The sequence below is a fragment of the Rhodococcus spongiicola genome, from assembly GCF_004011835.1.
GTDB lineage: Bacteria > Actinomycetota > Actinomycetes > Mycobacteriales > Mycobacteriaceae > Prescottella > Prescottella spongiicola.
This window is the reverse complement of the sequence record NZ_RKLN01000004.1, coordinates 386,362-407,392: the sequence shown is the minus strand read 5'-3', so window position 1 is coordinate 407,392 and position 21,031 is coordinate 386,362. Positions and strand designations below refer to the sequence as shown.

The following is a 21,031-nucleotide window of genomic DNA, read 5'->3' as shown; positions in this document are numbered from 1 at the left end:
GCCGACGGACCCAAATTCTGTGGGTGCCGGGCCCCGATACTTCGTGGATCGGACCCGGATTCTGCGTGGATACTGGCCCCATGAGTGAGCGAGTCGAGGGCACCGGGCCCGACAGCAACGGCGATTCGGTGGACTTCCGGGTACATGTCGCGACCCAAGCTATCCGCTTGTTCGCCGAGCGCGGCTACGAGGCGACGACCGTCGACGAGATCGCGGCAGCAGCCGGGGTCTCGCGACGCACGTTCTTCCGGCAGTTCCGGTCCAAAGAGGACGTGATCTTCGCCGATCACGAGTCGCTGCTCGAGCAGGCCTCGGCGTACCTCGCAACCACGACCCAGGACCCGTGGGGGGCGGTGTGCGAGGCTGCCCATCTGGTGTTCGACCGATTCCGGGAGAATCGTGAACTGTCGGTGCGGCGGTACCAGGTGGTCCAGCGGGTGCCTGCGCTGCGTGACCGCGAATTGGTCACCGGGTACCGCTACGAGCGACTGTTCACCGACTACCTGCGTGGTGCGGTGCCGTCGGCCAAAGCCCTGGACGTCGTGGGTTTCGCCGCCACCGTGACGGCCTGTCACAACTACCTGCTGCGCGCAATGATCCGCGGCGACGAGAGTGCGACGCCGACCGAACTCGAGCGGGCCCTGATCGAGATCCGACGCAGGTTCGGGGTCGCCGCCCGTGAGGCCCCGGCCGCGGCACCGGGCAGCTCGGCCGTCGCGGTCGTGACCTACCCGCCCGGCACGCCCGTGGACGAGGTGGTCCGAAGGGTACGCACGCAACTCGAGGGGTTCGACCGGTCCACGCCATGACCGGCACTTAGTGCCTCACTTGATCGGGACCGTTCGCGAACTGGTACGCACGAGCGGCGAAAACATGCCTCGAAGGTACACTGGTGCGACACCAAATCCAGTGGCACTGAGTGCCTAGAACTTGGTGTCCGCAGACCGTTTGCAAAACACTTGACCGTCCCGCACACCCGAGGAGCGTCTCCATGGCCGGCAACCCCGATTTCCCCCTCTTCCAACTGAATGAGGAGCACGACGAGCTGCGGGCCGCGATCCGCGCACTCGCGGAGAAGGAGATCGCGCCGTACGCGAAGGATGTCGACGAGCAGGCACGGTTCCCCGAAGAGGCTCTGTCTGCGCTCCTCGCATCGGGCTTCAACGCCATCCATGTGCCCGAGGCCTACGACGGCCAGGGCGCGGACTCCGTCGCCGCGTGCATCGTGATCGAGGAAGTCGCTCGCGTCTGCGGTTCGTCCTCCCTCATCCCTGCCGTCAACAAGCTCGGGACGATGGGCCTGATCCTCAACGGTTCCGAGGATCTGAAGAAGAAGGTGCTGCCCGAGATCGCCGGTGGCGAGATGGCGTCGTACGCGCTCTCCGAGCGAGAGGCCGGCTCCGACGCCGCGAGCATGCGCACCCGCGCGAAGGCCGATGGCGACGACTGGATCCTCAACGGCTCCAAGTGCTGGATCACCAACGGCGGCCGGTCCACCTGGTACACCGTCATGGCCGTGACCGACCCCGACAAGGGCGCCAACGGCATCTCCGCGTTCATGGTCCACAAGGACGACGAGGGCTTCGTCGTCGGTCCGCTCGAGCACAAGCTCGGCATCAAGGGCTCCCCGACCGCCGAGCTGTACTTCGAGAACTGCCGCATCCCGGGTGACCGCATCATCGGCGAGCCCGGCACCGGCTTCAAGACCGCCCTCGAGACCCTCGATCACACCCGCCCCACGATCGGCGCGCAGGCACTCGGTCTCGCGCAGGGTGCGTTCGACGCGGCCCTCGCCTACACCAAGGACCGCAAGCAGTTCGGCAAGTCTATCGCCGAGTTCCAGAACACCCAGTTCATGCTCGCCGACATGGCGATGAAGATCGAGTCGGCCCGCCTCATGGTCTACACGGCCGCGGCTCGCGCCGAGCGCGGCGAGAAGAACCTCGGCTTCATCTCTGCCGCCGCGAAGTGCCTGGCCTCGGACGTCGCGATGGAGGTCACCACCAACGCCGTCCAGCTGTTCGGTGGCGCCGGCTACACCACGGACTTCCCGGTGGAGCGCATGATGCGTGACGCCAAGATCACCCAGATCTACGAGGGCACCAACCAGATCCAGCGCGTGGTCATGTCCCGGGCGCTCCTGAAGTAATCCTGCACAGCAGTTCTGCTCGAGCAGCAGGATGCGCTCGGGCAGAACTCGATCGATTAGAAGAACGACCCCAGACAGCACTTCGCCCGACAGGCGAGGTGAAGAGACGACAGTGGAGAATCACCGTGGAGCTAGTTGGTGTGATCGGTGGCGGCACGATGGGTGCCGGCATCGCCGAGGTGTGCGCCAAGGCCGGAAGCGACGTCCTGGTCCTCGAGACCACACAGGAGTTCGCCGACGCTGCGCAGGCGCGCATCGCTAACTCGATCGGCAAGGGCGTGGCCCGCGGCAAGATCACGCAGGACGACGCGGACGCCGCCGTCGCCCGCGTTCGCGTGACCCTCGATATCAACGAGTTTGCCGACCGCGACCTGGTCATCGAGGCCGCCCCGGAGATCGAGGCGCTCAAGGCCGACATCTTCGGTCGGCTCGACAAGATTGTGAAGCCGTCCGGAATCCTGGCGACGAACACGTCGTCGATCCCGGTCATCAAGATCGCGAACGCGACCGAGCGCCCCTCGCAGGTCGTCGGCGTCCACTTCTTCAACCCGGTGCCCGTCATGCCGCTGGTGGAGATCGTGGTCAGCCTGGTCACGTCGGAGGAGACGGTCAAGGCCGTCACCGACTACGCGCGTGACACCCTCGGGAAGAAGGCCGTCCGTGCTGGCGACCGCGCCGGTTTCATCGTCAACGCGCTGCTCATCCCGTACCTTTGCGACGCGGTCCGGATGCTCGAGTCCGGGTACGCAACGGCCGAGGACATCGACGAGGCCATGAAGGGCGGCTGCGGCTACCCCATGGGGCCCCTGACACTGCTCGACACCGTCGGCCTCGACGTCGCACTGGCCGCCGCCGAGTCGCTGCACGCCGAGTTCGGTCAGCCGCACTACGCGCCGCCGGCCCTCCTCCGCCGCAAGGTCGACGCCGGGCATCTCGGCCGCAAGACCGGCCAGGGCTTCTACAGCTACAAGTAGTCCCGTACGACAGTAGTCTCGTACGACAGTAGTCCCATACGACCGTGCCCCACCGTCTTCCTTCGAAGGCGGTGGGGCTCTGTCATCCTCCCCAGCGCAGCCGGGACCGAGCAGGCAACGACCCAGCACCAGGGTCGCGCTCTCGCGCGACCCGATACGTGCGTGGCTCTTACCCGAACCCAAAGACATCCCGGCAGAGATCTTGCGGGACAGTCGATTTCGCTCCCCAGCTCCCCGAACCTCTACGAGTTATGTTCACGTGACCCGACAACGACTCCGGGGAACTCCCGGGTGTCGGGAATGGAAACGGCGTCGAGTCGGTGCAATACGCCTCGGCGCGCTCGATACATACACCGACAAGTGTCTCTCGGTGCTGGATCAGCCGGCCTTGCTCCAAGTCCCGCAACCGGAACTGCTGAACGCGACGTCAGACGGCGAGATCGTTACGACCACGGCGCCCTCGACCCCGCCGTTGGCAATGAGGTCGTCGAACTCGCCGGACGTTCCGGACAACCGTTCCCAGTAGCAGTAATTGCCGCCGGCCGCGCGGTAGGTGCCGGGATTGATATCGACGCCAACGAGGTGCACACCGCTACCGAATTTGGACTTGGCGGCGTCCGCTTCACGAGGCTCGAGCGCGGCCTCCCGACGGTCGAGTTCCTCCTCGCGTTCATCGAGCTGCTCGTTGACCGCCGCGGCGTGCTTGTCGGCCTCCTCCTGGGTGTCCCGCGCCGTCTGCATAGCAGTTTCGGCCGCGTCGGCCTGCTCCTGCGCGTCAGCGATCTGCTTACGCGCGTCATCCTGCCGCGCAGCAAGCTCCGCCCGCTGATCGGCCACTGCCGCGTCAATCTTCGCCTGGTTCTCCTCTTCACTAGGGGTGGCGAGGAACCCGACCCCGAGGCCAGTCGCGAAGGCGACACCAGTACCCGCGACTGCAGCGACTACTCGCGGCCACCGCCGACTCTGCGAGGGGGAGGAACCGCCACCTCCTACTGGAGGAGCCGGATCCAGGTGGCCGTCTGGCGTGAGCTGGGCGGTCGAAGTGAAGGCAGACGGGTACTCAGAATCATTCATGGATGTCGGACCCCTTCTCGGTGGCGATTGCCACGGGTGGTGATTTCCTCGCAAAGATTCGGAAAGACGACTCATTGAACTACAGACATAACTAACAAGACGGTTTGCTTTGGGCAAATCACTCGTCCCGTGGAAGCAGATGGCGCAGGATCGAGGACATGGCCGCTCCAGCGCTCGCGTTGAGCTCGTCACGTGGCCGGTGGGTCGTGGCCGCGACAGTCTTGGGTTCGTCGCTCGCGATGCTCGATGGCACCGTCGTCAACGTCGCACTGCCCCGCATCGGCAGTGACCTCGGCGCCGAGGTGGCGGGCCTGCAGTGGACCCTCAGCGGTTACACGCTGACTCTGGCGTCGTTCATCCTCCTCGGCGGGGCGCTGGGTGACCGATTGGGCCGCCGACGCGTGTTCGTCTGGGGGACGGTGTGGTTCGCCATCGCGTCAGCTCTGTGCGCATTCGCCCCGACCGTGGACGTTCTCATCGCCGCGCGCGTGTTGCAGGGCATCGGTGCAGCCCTGCTCACACCGGGGAGCCTCGCGATCATCTCCGCGTCGTTCGACGAAGACGATCGGGGTGCGGCTATCGGGCTGTGGTCCGGTCTCGGCGGAGTGGCGGCGGCCATCGGCCCCATGCTGGGCGGTTGGCTCGTGGATTTCGCGGGGTGGCGCTCGGTGTTCCTGATCAACCTGCCACTCGCTGTCGCGGTCGTGTGGGTGGCGGCCAGGCACGTGCCGGAGACTCGTGATCCACACCCGCCGGAGCGACTCGATATTCCCGGGGCTGCGCTCGCCGCTGTGGCTCTGGGCGCACTCACCTACGGGCTGATCGAGGAGGTCACGTGGGCGGCGATCGTCGGTGCGGTGCTGATGGTTGCGTTCGTGCTGGTCGAGCGGAGATCTCCGTATGCGCTCGTACCGAGTTCGCTATTCGGCTCACGGGTCTTCGTTGCCGCAAACCTCGTCACCCTCGCCGTGTACGCAGCCCTCGGCGGCGTGTTCTTCCTACTCATGCTGCAGCTACAGATCGTGTCCGGCTACTCCCCGCTCGCCGCGGGGGTGTCGTCACTGCCGATCACGATCTTGATGCTGCTGCTGTCGTCGCGGGCAGGACGCTGGGCCCAGGTCCACGGACCGCGTATACCGATGACCGTCGGGCCGCTCCTGGCTGCCGGCGGTCTGCTTCTCATGCTGCGGATCGGCCCCGACGCCCCGTATCTGACGGAGGTCCTGCCCGGTGTTCTGGTGTTCGGGCTCGGGCTCTCCACGCTCGTCGCGCCCCTGACGGTTGCCGTACTCGGGTCGGTGTCCACCGACCAGGCCGGCATCGCGTCCGGCGTCAACAACGCCGTGGCCCGGACGAGCCAGTTGCTCGCCGTGGCCGCGCTGCCGGCACTGGCCGGAATCGGGGCGGGCGCGCTCGCAGACCCCACGGTGATCGCATCCGGTTTCCGGATCGCGATGGGCATCTGTGCGGGACTGCTCGTGGTCGGTGCGGCAATCTCCCTCGTCATGATTCCTCGGCCCGAGAAGGCTCGGCCCGAGGAACCCCAACCCGAGGAAACACTGGAGGAAGCGCTCGGTCCGACCGTGGCGTGCAAACCACGCTGCGACGTCACGGGGCCCGCCGTGCAGCCGCCTCCGCAGCAGTGACAGCCACCTCCGGAGTCACTTCCGGAGTGATGACCAAGGAGCCTCTACAGGTCGGCGACGATGCGTTCGGCGAGCGGCCGCGACGACGCCGGGTTCTGGCCCGTGTACAGCTTGCGGTCCACGACCACGTGCGGAGCCCAGGCAGCAACCGCATCGAAAACCGCCCCCTGCTCGCGCAAACGGTCTTCGAGAAGCCAGCGGGCCTTCTCCGCGAGACCGGCCTGTGTCTCCTCCTCGTTGGTGAACGCGGTGAGCTCGTAGCCGTCGAAGAGCCATGAACCGTCGGCCTTCTTGGCCGGCAACAGAGCGGCGGGCGCGTGACAGACGGCGGAGATCACTTTCCCCGCATCGAAGAACTTGACGAGCAGATCACCGAACGATTCGGACACCGCCAGGTCCTCCATCGGACCGTGGCCGCCCGGCACGAACACCAGGTCGAAGTCCTTTTCGTCGGCGTCCTCGAGGACTGCGGGTGAATCGAGACGCGGTTTCAGCCGGGCAAGGTAATCCTTCAGCTCCTCGGCACGCTCCTCACCTCCATTCACTTCGGCTGCCAGACTGGTCTGGTCGACCACCGGTGCCTTGCCTCCCGGAGTCGTGATCACGACGTCATACCCCGCGTCCTCGAATACGCGGAGGGATTCGACTAGCTCCTCCGCCCAGTACCCGGTCGGATGGGCCGTTCCGTCGGCCAAAGTCCAGTGGTCGGCTGCAGTGACAACGAACAACACTCGCGTCATGGAAGATCCTTAGTTCGGCTGTACAGACTCGTGGTGCAACGCAGAAGAGCCCGCGGTATTCCCACGGCGCCGTGCGCCAAATCAGCACGGCGCCGTGCGCCAAATCAGCACGGCGCGGTGCGCCAAATCGGCCCGGCAAGCTACTTGGCTGGACCCGGTTGAAGCGTTCCGATCAGGGGACATCGCAACGCGCAGAGCTCGCCGGCAGCATGAGTTGAAAATCAACACTCCCCTTGACCCCCTCGCAGTGGTTACATGGACCACGGCACCCATCCGCGACCGTCAATCGTTGGGAGCACCGTTGTGACCACCTCGCAGGAAAAACCGGACATCAAGCCCCGCAGCCGAGACGTCACCGACGGGCTCGAGAAAACTGCCGCCCGCGGCATGCTGCGGGCAGTCGGCATGAGCGACGACGACTGGGACAAGCCGCAGATCGGAATCGGCTCGTCGTGGAACGAGATCACCCCGTGCAACCTGTCCTTGGACCGACTCGCCGAGGCGTGCAAGGACGGGGTGTTCGCGGCGGGCGGCTATCCGCTCGAGTTCGGCACCATCTCGGTGTCCGACGGGATCTCGATGGGCCATGAGGGCATGCACTTCTCGCTGGTGTCCAGAGAGGTCATCGCCGACAGCGTCGAGACGGTCATGCAGGCCGAACGACTCGACGGATCGATCCTGCTCGCCGGCTGCGACAAGTCCCTGCCGGGCATGCTCATGGCGGCCGCTCGGCTGAACCTCGCCAATGTGTTCCTGTACGCCGGATCAATCCTGCCGGGCATCGCGAAACTTTCCGACGGCACCGAGAAGGAAGTCACGATCATCGACGCGTTCGAGGCCGTCGGAGCCTGCTCGCGTGGGCTCATGAGCCGCGAGGACGTCGACGCGATCGAACGCGCCATCTGCCCCGGTGAGGGCGCATGCGGCGGCATGTACACCGCGAACACCATGGCGTGCGCCGCCGAGGCACTTGGCATGTCCCTTCCCGGCAGCGCCGCTCCCCCCGCCACCGACCGACGCCGAGACGCATTCGCCCGACGCAGCGGCGAGGCCGTCGTGGAGTTGCTCAGGCGGGGTATTACCACCGCCGATATCCTCACCAAGGAAGCGTTCGACAACGCGATCGCCGTCGTCATGGCGTTCGGTGGTTCCACCAACGCGGTCCTGCACCTTCTCGGGATCGCCCGTGAGGCGGGGGTCCCGCTCTCACTCGACGACTTCTCGCGGATCGGCGCCCGCGTCCCGCACCTGGCGGACGTCAAACCGTTCGGCCGCCACGTCATGATCGACGTCGATCGCATCGGTGGCGTGCCGGTGATCATGAGGGCGCTGTTGGACGCCGGCCTGCTGCACGGCGATTGTCTCACCGTCACTGGACGGACCCTCGCCGAGAACCTCGCCGACATCGCGCCACCCGACCCCGACGGCAAGGTGCTGCGCGCGCTGTCGTCACCGATCCACCCGACCGGCGGCATCACGATCCTGAAGGGGTCGCTGGCGCCGGAAGGCGCGGTGGTGAAATCGGCCGGTTTCGATTCATCCGTGTTCGAGGGCACGGCGAGGGTCTTCGATCGTGAACGAGCCGCGATGGACGCACTGGAGGACGGCACCATCACCGCCGGCGACGTCGTCGTGATTCGCTACGAGGGTCCCAAGGGCGGTCCGGGCATGCGCGAGATGCTGGCGATCACCGCCGCCATCAAGGGCGCCGGCCTCGGCAAGGACGTGCTGCTGCTGACCGACGGCCGGTTCTCCGGCGGTACCACGGGCCTGTGCGTGGGGCACGTGGCGCCGGAGGCGGTGGACGCCGGACCGATCGCGTTCGTTCGCGACGGCGACCGGATCCGCCTGGATGTCGCGAACGGTGTCCTCGACCTCCTCGTCGACGAGAAGGAACTCGCCTCCCGGGGCAGCGCATGGGAGCCCCTACCTCCCCGCTACACGCGGGGCGTGCTGGCCAAGTACACCAAACTCGTCGGGTCCGCTAGCGACGGTGCCGTGTGCGGCTGAACCCGCACACGGCACCGTCGGAGGATCGATCAGGTCAGATCGGCGTGAAGCCGGCTCCCACCCCGTCAGCCGCATTGAGTTGGTTGAGAATCGGGGTCATGTTCGTGCCCAGCTCGGGCCCGAAGCAGGCGACGGCCAGGTAGGCGTTCACCATCGCAACCAGTGTGGTGCCGACGACGACCGGTGATCCCGAGTCGCCCTCGACGACGCACATCTGAGTCCACGTCTCCTGGGTTTGCAGCAGATCGCCGTAGACGACACCGCACGTGTGACCGGTGGTGCGGCCCTGCTTGCAAGCGACCGTCGGGAACTGGGCGGGCGTACCGATGCGATCGATGGTGACCCGTCCGATGGTGTCGACCGGCGTGACCTTCGCGGGGTCGAACTCGATGACCGCGTAGTCGTACTCGGGATTGGACACGACGAACCTGCCCACGACACCGGCACCAGGATCGGACTCGGAAACCACCGGCCAGCCGACCTCGCCGCAGTGCCCGGCCGTGATGCCGACGAGCCGTCCGGCGTTGTCATGCCCGATCGTGGTGAGCGTGCACTCGTACGTGTTGTCGATCACGATCCCGGATCCACCGCCCATGGGCGTCGGCGGTGCAGCGCTCGCGGTGCCTATCCCGATGGTGGCGGCGATCAACGCCAAACTTGCGAAGATCAAGGAAAGTCGCTTGAGCATGTCGCCCCTCCCGGTTGGCGATGCGGATGTGCCGTTCGGTCGATCACCGCCACATGCCTGCTTTCACCTTTGCCTGCACGCCCTCGACGCCGGTGGCGCCGAGTAGGCGGGACACTCTATCCGCAACTTTCCCACCGGACGGTCAGTCGCTGGGCGCCCTTGATCCGATCGTCACCGAATCGCGTACTAGGACGTCGCTCCGAGCGCTTCGAGCGCCCGACGCGCGTCGTCGAGTTCCTTCGACAACGCGGCAATTCGCTGCACCGTGGCCTCCCGAGCCTCCGAGATGACCGATTGGACCGCCTCAACGGCAGTCGGCTCCCCGAGTTCGCGCACGGCCCGGTCGACCGCCTCCGCGGTAACGGGAACCGCCTTACTCGGCCGCTTCGCGCCGTTTACGACGGTGACCGTCCACTCGTTGTCAGGTCCCGCATGGATCGTCACGCTCACTCCGCCCTGCGCCTTCTTACCGCGCCGCGGGGTCGGCGTCGGTGTCGAGACCGCAGCTGGTGTTTTTGCGACCGGCTCGGGCGAAGACTTCGGAGGCGAAGACTTCGGAGCTGAAGGAGCCTTCGGAACCGAGGGAGGCTTCGAAGCTGAGGTGGGCGTCGGCGCCACGGCGTCCGGAGCCAACGCGGGCTTGCGCTGCACCGCCGGGCGCGGAGTGGACCTCGCTGGTGCGGCCGGCTCGGGAGGCATGCGGGTCATGCGCAATTCCTCGGCCTCGAAGGGCAGTTCGTCATTGACTCCTTTGGGGCGGATAACGACCGTCTTCCCTTCGACCGAAACGACCTTGGCCGAGCATCCGGCCTCGATGCCGAGGCTCGGGGTGGCCTCACGCAGATAGACGGTGGCGCGCTTGCCCTCAGCCAGGGCCGCGGCCAGCGTTTCCAGGTTCTCCGCGGTTAGATGTTCCGGCGTCCCGGAACGGCTGCGGGACGGCATGATGGTGTCCTCCTGATACCTACCGAAAGTTCTGATGCCTACCGAAAGTTCAAGCATCGGACACTCTTCCACAGCCCTCCGACAGCCGTTGCGGCCGTCACCCCCAGCGGGACTGGCCTCCGTCAAGCGGAACCGTCGCGCCTGTGAGGTACCCGGCGTCGTCACCGACCAGGAAGACGACGGCCCGCCCGATGTCGGACTCCGCGTCACCGATTCGACGCAGCGGAATGCCGGCCCGGAACTCCTCTGCTTCGGCGGGGTACTTGTTGATCCACCATTCGAGGGCCGGCGACAGGGCATGTGGGGCGATGGCATTGACGCGGATCCCGTCGACACCCCATTCGCAGGCGGCAGCTCGCGTCAACGCCCGCATAGCCTCCTTGGTCGCGGCATAGGCTCCGTAGTTGCTCGCGTCCCAGCGCACCGAGGCCGAGGTCACCAGGTTGATGATCGATCCGCCGCCGCGCTCCTTCATGGTCGGGTGACACGCGCGCATCAGGCGCAGCGTCGCGAGGGGGCCGGTCGCGAACCCGCGCTCGAAGTCCTCGTCCTTGACCGACAGCAAGGGGCCGGGGCCAACGTCGTTGGCGTTATTGACGAGAATGTCGATACCGCCGAAGTGCTCGAGGGTGCGTTCGACCGCGGCCGTGATGTCATCGGCGTCGCTCACGTCGCACCGGATCGCTGTTGCCCTGCCGCCGTAGGACTCGATCTGTTCGACTGTCTTGACGAGCTTGGCCTCGGTGCGGCCGACCACAGCTATTGCGACGCCCTCCTTGGCCAGCGCGTGCGCGATACCCCGACCGATACCCTGTCCAGCGCCCGTGATCAGCGCGATTTTGCCGTCGAGCTTGCCCATGTGTGTTCGCCCTCAAAGTCTCGTGAACTAGGAAAATGCGATGAAACTGAACTCCATTCTCTGGCCAAGCATTTGCTTGACGAAGCGCTTTGGGGAAATTCGAGGCGCCAACTCCTGGGCTGGCCATAGCAGCCAGTTCCGGTCAGTCCCGCGCGCTCGCTCGCGCCGAGGACAGCAACGCGAACGGAGCTTCGATGTCCTGCTCGTCGAACGCGGTGAGCACCGCTTGGGTGATGTGCCGTTGAACGGCCCACTGCCGGCCAGGCTTGACCCGCGCGGTGAGCCTGAGCATCACCGCTTCCGCCGTCACATCGTTGACGCCCAGCATCTCCGGCTGGTCGAGCACCGAGTCTGCGATCGTGTCGTCCTCGGCTGCGGCGAGTGCAGCGGTGAGCGCGATTTCGGTTGCATTCGGAACGGAGGCGCTGTGAGCGATCGGTACGTCGATCACCGCGACGGCATGACCCTGGCTCATGTTGCCGACCCTCGCGATCTCGCCGTTGCGGCAGTACCACAAGGTTCCGCTCAGATCGCGGATCGTCGTGACACGCAGGCCGACGGTTTCGACAGTGCCGACCGCATCACCGACGTCGACGATGTCGCCCACTCCGTACTGGTCCTCGAGCAGCATGAACATGCCGGTCAGGAAGTCTCGCACCAGATTCTGCGCGCCGAAACCGAGAGCCACCCCCACGACACCAGCGGACGCGACGAGCGGCGCGACATTGACGTCGAAGACCGTGAGAATCTGCAGTACGCACCAGGCGAGCGTGACTATCGAGATGCCCGACTTGAGTACCGACCCGATGGTCCGAGCTCGCTGGGCCCGCCGCTGCCCGATGATCGAGTCTCGGGCGCCGGCAGGGGTCCGTTCCTTGAACGGGCGGAGCAGCCGTGGCTCTCGGTCGGGTACATCCCGCGTGGCTCGATCGATGAGACGGTGGAGCACGAAACGCAGCACCAAGGCAACCACGACGTAGACCGCGATTTCGATGGGGCGCTCGATCAACCACATTCGTGTGGTGTCGGTCAGTTCCATTGCAGTCGGTTCGTACGTCATCCCCGTCAACCCTACGGAAGGTCTCCGGCGCCGCAACGCCGTGAGGCCGCGGCCACTGACTTCGACGGGCACCTTCCGGGCTAACCCGGAGGTGAATATGACCCGTTTTGCCCACCGAGATCACCGTTGTCGTATTTCATACTTCCCAAGTCTGTATTCCTTACTTACCAGGTCCATAGAGGGGAGCTCGAACGATGGCAGTGGAGAACAACTCGATGACCCGCCGATCCCGGATGCGGCCGGCGGTCGCGGCGGCCGCTGTGGCCGCAGGAGCGGCAGCAATGATGGCGGTAGCTCCGGCCACAGCCACAGCGTCGTCGTCCTCGGCGCCCAGCCTCCCGGTCCTGGACGCGCCCTTCCCCCTTCCTGACATCCTGGCTTCGCTCGTCGAACTGTTCGACTTCCCCGTCATGGACCCCGGCGCCACGGGAAGCCTGGGCAGCGCCGGCGGTGTGGGCAGCGTAGGCAGCGTGATCATCGCACCAGGCAGCTCCGGGGGCGGCAGTGCGGGCAGCAACTACGGCAGCGTGGTCGACGGCCCGGAAAGCTGATCGCCCCGCATACACGACGCTGCTCCCCGGAAGCCGGTCCTGAATTCACAGTCCAACTCCGGGGAGCAGTTCAATCGCAGCGAGTGCCCCTCCTGTCCGCATCGACTCCGAATCGACGTACAGCCGACTCGACGTCCAGTCGGTCGACTTCTACCGAGGGCGTTGCGCCACCGGGTTGCTAGCCGACGGCTTTGACCTCGTCGGCGTCCTGATTGTCGAGAGCCCGGTCCGGGGGCGGGCGCAGCCCTCCGGACCGCTCCAGGAAGAACAGCACGGTCACGCAGGCGCCGCCGACACCAGCGAGGGCCACCCAGATCAAAGACCCCAGCTGCGCACCACTGAGGAACCCGAAGACCGCACCTGTGCCGAGGTTGCCGAGCAGGATCCCGATTCCGACGATGGTGTTGTAGAACCCGTAGTGGGTGGCGACCAGCCTGCCCCCGGACAGCGCGACGACGGTGTCCATCTCGAACGGGAACACCGCGGCCGTGCCGACGGCAAGCAAGGCGGCGGTCAGGATCAGGGCGCCCGCGGCGACCGGGCCGCCGCCCGGCCCGGGAACCAGGATCAGCGGCACGAACGCCGCCGCCATGATCATCATGCCGATCACCAGGGACCGGCCCGACCCCCAGCGGCGGGAGAACCAGGAGGTGATGCGTAACTGGCCGACGATCGCCACGATGCCGGAGACCACGAACAGCGATGTCACCAGTGCCGTGTCCGACCGACCGTCGCCGACCACCACCGCCGCCTGCAGCGGCAACGCAAGATAGACCTGGAAGGTCAGCACGTAGGACCCGATCATCGCAACGGCAAACAGCACGAAGGACCGGTTCTTCGCCACCACCCGCCAGTCGTCGAGCACCGAGGACTTCTCGGTGACCGGTTCAGCCCGGTGGGCCGGCAGCGCCAAGATTTGCACGACGGTCAAAACACCGAAGACCGCGGCCGCCGCCAGCGCGGTGATCCGGAAATCGAGGACGGTCAGCGCGAGGCCGATCAGCGGTCCGAGCAGAATCCCGGCCTGGTAGAAGACGTTGAAAACAGCGAACGCTTCCACCCTGCGCGGACCGGCGTCAGCGGCGAGGTAGGCGCGCACCGCAGGGTTGAACAGGGCGCCGGCGAACCCGGTGGCCGCCGACGCGATCAGGATCGCGGGCAACGACTCGACCGCGGCGAGAAGCACGAACCCGCCTACCCGCAGCACGCAGCCGGCGACGATGAGCGGCTTGTACCCGAGCCGGTCGGCCAGGGTGCCGCCCACCAGGAACATGCCCTGCTGGGAGAAGTTGCGCACTCCGAGCACCAACCCGACCGCCCACGCCGCGAGCCCGAGTGGGCCCGCCAGGTATCCGGCCAGATAGGGCATCAGCATGTAGAAACCGACGTTGATGGAGAACTGGTTCACCATCAGTACTTGGGCGGGCCGGTCGAAGCTCCGGAACTGAGCGACGAGGTTGGTCATGCAGCGGCCTCGGTGGGGTTGATGACGGTGGCACACCGAGTCCAGGACTGGACGACCCGGTCGGCCGGGTGGTCGATGGTGGCCGGCTCGGTGGGCGGGGCTTCCCCGAGCAGGCCGTGCTCGGCGCAGTAGTCGTCGTTGTAGACGGTGTCGAAGTAGCGCTGGGGGCCGTCCGGGAAGATGGCCGCGACCCGGGTCTCCGGTGCGCTGGTACGGGCGATCCACCCGGCAGTGAGGGCCACCGCCCCCACACTCCAGCCCCCACTGGCGTAGTGGGTGGACGCCAGGGTGCGGCAGGACCAGACCGCCTCGTGGGGGGCCACCCAATGCACCTCGTCGAAGGCGGCGTAATCGATGTTGTCGGGGTAGATGCTCGAGCCCAACCCGCGCATGAGACGGTTGCGGGCGGGTTGCCCGAAGATGGTCGACCCGACGGTGTCCACCCCGACCAGTTTCAGATCCGGGCAGAACTGCCGCAGCTTTCGAGCCACGCCCGCGGAGTGCCCTCCGGTGCCCACTGAGCAGACCAGCACGTCGACCCGGCCGAGTTGGGCGATGAGTTCAAGGGCAAGCGAGTGGTAGGCGTCGACGTTGTCGGGGTTGGTGTATTGATCCGGGCACCACGATCCCGGATGGGCGTCCAGAAGTTCGGTGACCCTGTCGCGTCGGGCCTGTTGCCAGCCGCCGGTGGGGTGCGGGTCGGTGACCAGCTCCACGTTGGCGCCGTAGGCGGACAGCATCCGGTGCAGGATCGGTTCGAGTCCCGGGTCGGTGACGAGGGTGACCGGGTGATGGTGGACGACCCCGGCCAGCGCCAGGCCCAGACCCAGCGTCCCGCTGGTGGATTCGATGATCATGGCGCCGGGGGCGAGGTCTCCGCGGGCCTTGGCCTGTTCGACCATGTGCAGGGCGGGGCGATCCTTCATTCCGCCGGGGTTGGCGCCTTCGAGTTTCGCCCAGAAGCCGCGACCGGCGTCGGCGAAGGGTTGGTCGATCCACAGGACCGGGGTGTTGCCGACCATGGTGCTCGGTTGGGGACAGCGGTTCGCGGTTGTCAGCAGGTGGGCAGACGAGGGCGGAACCAGGGTGGTGGAAAGGGAATTGCTCATGGGGATTATCTCTGTATCCGACTGCATCAGTTGCAGTGCATGGGTGAAATGGGCAGTACACGTAGGCCCTACGGAGAAGTTCTCCCCGGGCCTCCGGGCTGCCGATCAGCACCTGTTGATACAGAGTTCGTTCAAGACGGTCCGGCCGGGCCGGGCGGGTGACGGCGGGCTCCGCGGCGTCAGGGGTGTCCAGGCATTCAGCACAAACACCACGGCGGCAGCGAGCGCGATCGCGCCGACAGCGGCGAGGGCCAGCGTCCGCAGCTGATTGTCCGAGCGAGGCATGGCCACGACCGTGTGGGCCTCGTGCGAGAGAGGAGCGGAGCCTTCGTCGATGTGCGCGTGCCCAGGTGCTCCTTCATGGGCGAGCAGCGTGGACGAGGACGAGAACGAGGCGATGTGAACGTTCTCACCGGCGTAATCGTCGCCGAAGGAGACGCCGCACTGCGCGATCGTGTGAGCTAGCAGATAGAGAGTGGCGGCGACAGCGACGACCATCCGAATACCCGGGGGGCGTATCGCGATTGCCACTTCCGCGACTGTAGCAGCGTCGACGGCCAGGTTCCGTGGGTGTGACTGACGTAATCAAATACCACGTTTGTGATTTACAAGGCAGTCGGATCAGCTGTCACCTGCGGCCCCGGTGGATGGGTGGCTCTTTCGGACAGCCGATCGGGGTCGGCCGACCACCCCGGTGTGTGCACCGGGGTGGTCGGCTGTTTCGGCCCCTACGAGCCTCCTGTCCGCTGGCCGCTACGACTCCTCGGATAGTGTTCCAGCCCGGTACAGCGTGACCACACACGCGCCGCCGAGGCCGAGGTTGTGCTGCAGACCCACGCGGGCGCCGTCGACCTGGCGGGCGTCGGCCTGACCACGCAACTGCCACGTCAGCTCGGCGCACTGCGCCAGGCCCGTCGCCCCCAGCGGATGTCCCTTCGAGATCAGGCCGCCCGACGGGTTCACCACGACCTTGCCGCCGTAGGTGGTGGCACCCGACTCGGCGAGCTTGCCGCCCTCGCCCTTCTCGCACAGTCCGAGACCCTCGTAGGTGATGATCTCGTTGATCGCGAAACAGTCGTGCAGTTCGATGACATCGACGTCATCGATCGTCAGACCGGACTCGGCGAACACCTGGCCAGCGGCCGCACGTGTCATCGGGGCGCCGACCACGTCGATCATCGACCTTTCTGCGAACGCCTCCGCGGTGTCGGTGGTGAGGGCCTGCGCGACGATCTCGACGGCCTGGTCCTCGAGCCCGTGCTCCCGCACGAACCGCTCGCTGACGACGATCGCGGCGCCCGCCCCGTCGGAGGTGGGCGAGCACTGCGATCGAGTGAGCGGCGGGTGGATCATCTTGTCGTCCAACACCTGTTGCAGCGTGTACTCGTCACGGAACTGCGCGTAGGGGTTGTTCACCGAGTGCCTGTGGTTCTTGACCGCGACGGATGCGATCTGCGAAGCGGTGGTGCCGTAACGCTCCATGTGCTCGAGGGCTGCGTTGCCGAACAGTTGCGCCGTCATGGGGCCACGGCCCCATTCGTATTTCGCGGTCATCACCTTCAGGTGGTCGTCGAGAGTGGTGACCTTCGGCAACTCACCGGTGCCGGCGAGCGCGGTCTTGGTCATCTTCTCGAATCCCACCGCGAGCGCAACATCGACGATGCCGGCCTGCACCCACTCACGAGCCATCATCAGCGCCGACGAACCGGTGGCGCAGTTGTTGTTGACGTTGACGATGGGGATCCCGGTCAGACCGATCTCGTAGAGTGCGCGCTGGCCGGCCGCCGACGGCTGGAAGACGTAGCCGACCGCCGCGCGCTGCACCCGGGCGTACGAGATCCCGGCGTCGACGAGCGCCGAGCCCACCGCCTCGGTCACCATGTCCGGGTACTCCCAGTCCCGAGACTCGATCTTCTCGAACTTGGTCATGCCCACACCGATGACGAACGTGCGATTACTCATGCGTGTCGAACTCACTTTCGGGACTCAGGCGCGGCGGTCCGAGGATCCGCTTGCCGGTGAAGTTGAACAACCCAGATGTTGAACAACCCATTGGTAGTACCACCTGTTATCGCCACGCATCGCGGATTCAGGAAGTTCACCGCATCGAGTTCACCGCCTCGAGCGGCGGTCCTCGCCCAGTCGGTGCAGGAGCGCCATCGCGTCGAATGGTGCCCGCCCCTTCATGTCGTTGTCGAAGTAGACGAAGACGTCCTGCCCTTCCGCGAACCATCCTCGGACCCGTGCTGCCCACTCGTCGAGCGCCGCGTCGGTGTAGCCGCTCGCATACAGTTCCGCATCGCCGTGCAGTCGTGCATAACGGAAGTCCGTCGTCTGCTCGTCGATGCGCGGGTACCGCCCCGCAGTGTCGGCGAGGACAAGAGCGACACCGTGATTGCGAGCGATCGACATGGCCTCGGGAACCGCGAAGCTCGCGTGTCGTACCTCCAGGGCGTGCCGGATCGGACGTTCGGCGTCAGTGACGGCGAGCACCCGTTCGTCGGGAAGCTTGTCGTCGCGACGTGCCGCGAGGGCACAAGCGTCCGTCGTCGTCTCCGGCAGCAGAGTCAGGAACGCATCCAGGCGCTCGGCGTCGAAGTGCAAGTTCGGCGGCAGTTGCCACAGGATCGGCCCGAGCTTGGCGCGCAAGGCCAGCACCCCCGACGCGAAGAAGTTCGCAAGCGGCGTCTCGACGTCCAAGAGCCTGCGCACATGGGTGATGTAGCGTCCGCCCTTCACCGCGAACACGAAGTCGTCGGGGGTCTCGTCACGCCACTTCGCGTAGCTCGACGGCTTCTGCAGCGCGTAGAACGACCCGTTGATCTCGATCGACGTCACCTGCTCGGAGGCATACCGCAGCTCCTCGCGGTGGACGAGTCCTTCCGGGAAGAAGTCGCCGCGCCATCCCGCATACGTCCACCCGGAGATGCCCACACGGACGTCGGCCATGCGCCGGAGTGTAGACGCGGTCGGTGGCGGGCAAGGCCCGGTTTCCTGGGACCGCGGCACATGTCGCCTTCCGGCGATCAGCCCTTCGGGACGAATGCCTCCAACGGCTCCGAAGCAGACCAGTCGTGACCCCAGTAGCTGTCAGCGGTGATTTCCTCGGCGGTGTAGTAGGTCTCGTCGACCAACATGCCGTCGGTGCCGAACTCGAGATCCCAGCCTCCGGGGGCGCGCACGTAGAACGACACCATCTTGTCGTTCGTGTGGCGTCCGAGGGTCGAGGAGATCGTGAAGCCGAGCTCGGCGACGCGATCCAGCGCCTGACCGACGGCGTCGAGGGTGTCGACCTCCGTCATGAGGTGGATCAAGCCGGGCTGCTCGGTCGGCGGCGCCGGGCAGAGCGCAAGGCTGTGGTGACGGCGGTTGACGCCCAGGAAGCGGACGCGCGAGACCCCGTCCGGCAACCGCAGGGCACCCCGCGGCCTGAAGCCGAGCACCTCGGTGTAGAAGGCGTACGACTCCGCGAACTTCGCAGTCGGCAGCACGACGTGACCGAGGCCCTGTTCGCCGGTGACCCAGCGGCCGCCGTACGGCGTGACGAGCGGGCTGTGGTCGAGGACCGGGCCGAAGAAGACCTCGAGGCGGGTGCCGACCGGATCGTCGAACGCGATGACATCCTCGGCCTCGCGGTAGTCGGCCTCCTCCGCGGACAACTCGTCGACCGTGATGCCGGCGCGTTCGACGGCCTCGCGAACGCGCCGCAGAGCGAATTCGTCCCGCACCTCCCAGCCGACCGCCACCGCCCTGTCCGACTCGCCCGGCTGGACGGTGAGGCGTGCACGCCGCTCGTCGACCCGCAGATAGAGCCCATCCGGATCGGGTCCCCCACCGATCGCCATGCCCAGTCCGTCGACGACGAGCTCACGCCAGCGAGCCACGTGCCGACTCTGAATCCTGAGGTATCCGAGACCCCGGATTTCCGTCATGTCTTCAATCCTCCCCTGCGTGGACGATGCCGTGGGGTGGAACAACTGCCACGTGTCCGAACTGATCAACGGAGGCGCTGGGACAACAGGAGTTGGGACAACAGAGGATTGCGCTTCGGTACGTGGCATCCGAAGGGACTCGGTGTCACACAATGGAGTTCGCGGCTGCCGAGCAATCCTCTTGGGGCCAGCTCTTCGACTGTGGCCGTGGCCGAAGCGTGATGCGATAGGTGTGCAGCCGTGCCGTGCGCAGACGCTCGAGTGCACCACCGACCGGAGACTGGCCCCTGAACTTGGCAAACGAAATTGCTTAGCCCTCAGCATGACTCGTTGATCATGACGTTGATATCGATCTGATTCCAAGCTCACCACCCCACCGGAACCATGGTGTTGTGTCGTTGACACCCCACCCACGGTGAGTAGCATTGGCAATTGCGAAATCCACCCACTCCGATACCAAGTTTCGCGCAATCGAAGCTTGTTTGCAGCCTCGTTCGAAAGCGAGGCGGGTAGGTAGTGGGTGCCGCATGACGGGCAAGCTCTGCGGTGTCGCCAAGCTAAAGCGGTGTCGCCTCTTGCGCTGAGCCCGCCCTCCCATGACGCGGGATCGCCATACCTGAACGCAGCTCGCGGTAGGCCAAGGGAGGCGAGAAATCGGGTTTCTTCTCCCGAAAGGAGATCGACAAACATGAGTGTTCACTCACCGCATCGACCAACGCAGGCTCTCATGCCGAACTGGCCCATGATGCCCGACTGGTCAGATCTGGTGGCCCGCTTCGAATCGATGCCGCCCTGGACGTCGATGGAAGGACACATGATTCGCGTCGAGGAACATCTCGATGCCGACCGCTACGTCGTTCGCGCGGAACTGCCAGGGGTGGATCCCGCCAAAGACGTGGACATCAGTGTCCGTGAAGGCCAGTTGACCATCAAGGCCGAGCGGGCGGAGAGGAAGGAAGAGGGCACGCGATCGGAATTCCGGTACGGGAATTTCTACCGCTCGATGTTGCTGCCGACCGGGGCAGACGAGGACTCCATCGACGCCACCTATGGCGACGGGATCTTGACGGTATCGATCCCACTCGCCGCGTCGAGCTCCCAGGAACGGCACGTCGAGGTCAAGAAGATGAGCCGAAAGTAGGTGCTGGAAGTTCGATTCACCAGCATCGATTGCAATCTGCATGCGCTACCGCCGGGATCCGAATCCTCGGCGAACCGCACAACCCGCTCACATAGAAAGGAAAGACCATGGCTACTGCTCGGGACATCATGCATACCGGCGCAACCTGCGTGGGCGAGCACGAATCTCTGACCACTGCCGCGCAGCGCATGCGGGATCTCGACGTCGGTGCGCTCCCGATCTGCGGCGACGACGACCGTCTGCAGGGCATCGTGACCGACCGCGACATCGTCCTCAAATGTATTGCTGTGAACGCTGATCCCGCAGAGGTAACCGTCGGCGATCTTGCCCAGGGGCGCATCTTCCACGTCGATGCAGACGCAAAGATCGACGACGTCCTCGCGATGATGCAGGATCATCAGGTCCGTCGTCTGCCGGTGATCGACGAGCGCAGACTGGTGGGGATGATCAGCGAGGCCGACCTTGCTCGGCACCTCCCCGACCGTACCGTCGGCCGGTTCGTGGAGTCGATCTGCGCACCCGCCGGCCAAACCAGGTAGGTGACCGCACGAGGCATACACGAGGCGGCATACACGAGGCGGCACACACGAGGCATGGGGGACAGGAGGCAGGTGCCGTAAGGAAGCTGCCCCCATGAGTGCGCAGCACAGGGACTCGAGTCCCTGTGCTGCGCCGTCTTTGTCTCCGT

Annotated in this window: 20 protein-coding genes; 8 read left to right on the top strand and 12 right to left on the bottom strand. The window is 65.9% G+C overall.

Features of this window, described 5'->3' with window-relative positions:
- Positions 1-80 precede the first annotated feature (80 nt).
- The 3 genes from EF834_RS13295 to EF834_RS13285 all read left to right on the top strand — a co-directional run bounded on the left by EF834_RS13295 (position 81) and on the right by EF834_RS13285 (position 3,123).
- Complete coding sequence (locus EF834_RS13295; RefSeq protein WP_127947677.1) at positions 81-809, top strand: TetR family transcriptional regulator; 729 nt, start codon at positions 81-83, stop codon at positions 807-809.
- 182 nt (positions 810-991) lie between these two features.
- On the top strand, positions 992-2,149 hold the full coding sequence (locus EF834_RS13290; RefSeq protein WP_127947676.1) for an acyl-CoA dehydrogenase: 1,158 nt from the start codon (positions 992-994) through the stop codon (positions 2,147-2,149).
- Between the two features lie 125 nt (positions 2,150-2,274).
- The gene (locus EF834_RS13285; RefSeq protein ID WP_127947675.1) at positions 2,275-3,123 is read left to right on the top strand and encodes a 3-hydroxybutyryl-CoA dehydrogenase; all 849 of its coding nucleotides are present in this window, start codon (positions 2,275-2,277) and stop codon (positions 3,121-3,123) included.
- 378 nt (positions 3,124-3,501) lie between these two features.
- Here the strand turns inward: EF834_RS13285 and EF834_RS13280 are convergent, their stop codons facing one another.
- A complete protein-coding gene (locus EF834_RS13280) occupies positions 3,502-4,197 on the bottom strand; it encodes a hypothetical protein (protein ID WP_127947674.1) in 696 nt (231 codons plus the stop codon).
- A 158-nt stretch (positions 4,198-4,355) separates the two neighbouring features.
- Here EF834_RS13280 and EF834_RS13275 point away from each other — a divergent pair, with 158 nt between their 5' ends.
- Entirely contained in the window at positions 4,356-5,843 is a 1,488-nt protein-coding gene (locus EF834_RS13275) for an MFS transporter (protein ID WP_127947673.1), read from the top strand.
- 44 nt (positions 5,844-5,887) lie between these two features.
- Here the strand turns inward: EF834_RS13275 and EF834_RS13270 are convergent, their stop codons facing one another.
- On the bottom strand, positions 5,888-6,583 hold the full coding sequence (locus EF834_RS13270; RefSeq protein ID WP_127947672.1) for a type 1 glutamine amidotransferase domain-containing protein: 696 nt from the start codon (positions 6,581-6,583) through the stop codon (positions 5,888-5,890).
- A gap of 255 nt (positions 6,584-6,838) precedes the next feature.
- On the opposite strand from EF834_RS13270, the gene ilvD reads away from it, so the two are divergent.
- A complete protein-coding gene (gene ilvD, locus EF834_RS13265; RefSeq protein WP_408014507.1) occupies positions 6,839-8,593 on the top strand; it encodes a dihydroxy-acid dehydratase in 1,755 nt (584 codons plus the stop codon).
- A gap of 34 nt (positions 8,594-8,627) precedes the next feature.
- Here ilvD and EF834_RS13260 read toward each other — a convergent pair whose 3' ends face one another.
- The 4 genes from EF834_RS13260 to EF834_RS13245 all read right to left on the bottom strand — a co-directional run bounded on the left by EF834_RS13260 (position 8,628) and on the right by EF834_RS13245 (position 12,145).
- Positions 8,628-9,281 carry a S1 family peptidase gene (locus EF834_RS13260; RefSeq protein WP_127947670.1) on the bottom strand — a complete coding sequence of 218 codons (654 nt, stop codon included), beginning with the start codon at positions 9,279-9,281 and terminating at the stop codon, positions 8,628-8,630.
- A gap of 186 nt (positions 9,282-9,467) precedes the next feature.
- Positions 9,468-10,226 carry a DUF6319 family protein gene (locus EF834_RS13255; RefSeq protein ID WP_127947669.1) on the bottom strand — a complete coding sequence of 253 codons (759 nt, stop codon included), beginning with the start codon at positions 10,224-10,226 and terminating at the stop codon, positions 9,468-9,470.
- Positions 10,227-10,323: 97 nt separating this feature from the next.
- The gene (locus EF834_RS13250) at positions 10,324-11,085 is read right to left on the bottom strand and encodes an SDR family NAD(P)-dependent oxidoreductase (protein WP_127947668.1); all 762 of its coding nucleotides are present in this window, start codon (positions 11,083-11,085) and stop codon (positions 10,324-10,326) included.
- 142 nt (positions 11,086-11,227) lie between these two features.
- Entirely contained in the window at positions 11,228-12,145 is a 918-nt protein-coding gene (locus EF834_RS13245; protein WP_127947667.1) for a mechanosensitive ion channel family protein, read from the bottom strand.
- A 194-nt stretch (positions 12,146-12,339) separates the two neighbouring features.
- Between EF834_RS13245 and EF834_RS13240 the strand changes: the two genes are divergently transcribed.
- Positions 12,340-12,696: a hypothetical protein gene (locus EF834_RS13240; RefSeq protein ID WP_127947666.1), complete on the top strand. Its 357-nt coding sequence runs from the start codon at positions 12,340-12,342 to the stop codon at positions 12,694-12,696.
- 178 nt (positions 12,697-12,874) lie between these two features.
- Here the strand turns inward: EF834_RS13240 and EF834_RS13235 are convergent, their stop codons facing one another.
- The 6 genes from EF834_RS13235 to EF834_RS13210 all read right to left on the bottom strand — a co-directional run bounded on the left by EF834_RS13235 (position 12,875) and on the right by EF834_RS13210 (position 19,202).
- Positions 12,875-14,161: an MFS transporter gene (locus EF834_RS13235; protein ID WP_127947665.1), complete on the bottom strand. Its 1,287-nt coding sequence runs from the start codon at positions 14,159-14,161 to the stop codon at positions 12,875-12,877.
- A complete protein-coding gene (locus EF834_RS13230) occupies positions 14,158-15,270 on the bottom strand; it encodes a PLP-dependent cysteine synthase family protein (protein WP_127947664.1) in 1,113 nt (370 codons plus the stop codon). The genes EF834_RS13235 and EF834_RS13230 overlap by 4 nt, the downstream gene beginning before the upstream one ends.
- Positions 15,271-15,375: 105 nt before the next feature.
- Positions 15,376-15,801, bottom strand: coding sequence for a putative copper homeostasis (lipo)protein LpqS (gene lpqS, locus EF834_RS13225; protein WP_235871171.1), 426 nt, complete (start codon positions 15,799-15,801; stop codon positions 15,376-15,378).
- 222 nt (positions 15,802-16,023) lie between these two features.
- On the bottom strand, positions 16,024-17,232 hold the full coding sequence (locus EF834_RS13220) for a lipid-transfer protein (RefSeq protein ID WP_127947663.1): 1,209 nt from the start codon (positions 17,230-17,232) through the stop codon (positions 16,024-16,026).
- A 150-nt stretch (positions 17,233-17,382) separates the two neighbouring features.
- Positions 17,383-18,219, bottom strand: coding sequence for a DUF72 domain-containing protein (locus EF834_RS13215; protein WP_127947662.1), 837 nt, complete (start codon positions 18,217-18,219; stop codon positions 17,383-17,385).
- A gap of 77 nt (positions 18,220-18,296) precedes the next feature.
- Positions 18,297-19,202, bottom strand: a complete 906-nt coding sequence (locus EF834_RS13210; RefSeq protein WP_127947661.1) for a VOC family protein — start codon at positions 19,200-19,202, stop codon at positions 18,297-18,299.
- Positions 19,203-19,890: 688 nt separating this feature from the next.
- Here EF834_RS13210 and EF834_RS13205 point away from each other — a divergent pair.
- Together EF834_RS13205 and EF834_RS13200 are read left to right on the top strand one after the other, a co-directional pair.
- The gene (locus EF834_RS13205; RefSeq protein ID WP_127947660.1) at positions 19,891-20,343 is read left to right on the top strand and encodes an Hsp20/alpha crystallin family protein; all 453 of its coding nucleotides are present in this window, start codon (positions 19,891-19,893) and stop codon (positions 20,341-20,343) included.
- Positions 20,344-20,450: 107 nt separating this feature from the next.
- A complete protein-coding gene (locus EF834_RS13200) occupies positions 20,451-20,882 on the top strand; it encodes a CBS domain-containing protein (protein WP_127947659.1) in 432 nt (143 codons plus the stop codon).
- Positions 20,883-21,031: the final 149 nt, after the last annotated feature.